The 496-nt window shown below is 43.3% G+C and carries 1 protein-coding gene; it reads left to right on the forward strand.

The features are described from left to right. The coding region (locus tag ACTHTY_RS11635; protein ID WP_440367784.1) for a hypothetical protein at positions 1 to 496 on the forward strand (496 nt) is incomplete at both ends.

The following is a 496-nucleotide window of genomic DNA, read 5'->3' on the forward strand; positions in this document are numbered from 1 at the left end:
TGGTGGTTGTTGGGGTTTGTGTTGTTTTTTTTGTTGGTGGTGTTGGGTGTGTGTGGTGGGTGGGGTTTTGGGGGTGTGTGTTGGGGTGTTTTTGGTTGTGTGGGTGGTGGTGTTGGTGTTTGGTTTTTTGTCGTTTGTTGTTTTTTTTGGTGTGTTGGTGGTTTGGTTGTGGGTTTTTTTTTTTTGGGTTTGTGGGTGGTTTTTGGGTGGGTGGTTTGGTTTGTTTTTTGGGTTGGGGTGGGTTTTTTTGGTTGTGTGGTGGGTTGGTTTGGTTTTTGTTGTGGTGTGGGGGTGTGGTTTTGTTTTGGTTTTGGTTTTGTGTTTTGGTTTGTTGTGTGTTTTGTTTTTTGGGTGTTTTGTGGGGGTTGTTTTGTGTGTTTCGGTCTCGTGTTCTTTTTTGTGGTGTTTGGTTTTTGGGTTTTGGGTGTTGTTGGGGGTGTTGTTGGGGTGGCGTGTTTTGTTTTTTGGTTTGTTTTTTGGTTGTTTGTTTGGGTTT

It is taken from the genome of Neisseria sp. P0019.S002, assembly GCF_051957155.1.
In the GTDB taxonomy this organism is placed as follows: Bacteria; Pseudomonadota; Gammaproteobacteria; order Burkholderiales; family Neisseriaceae; genus Neisseria; species Neisseria perflava.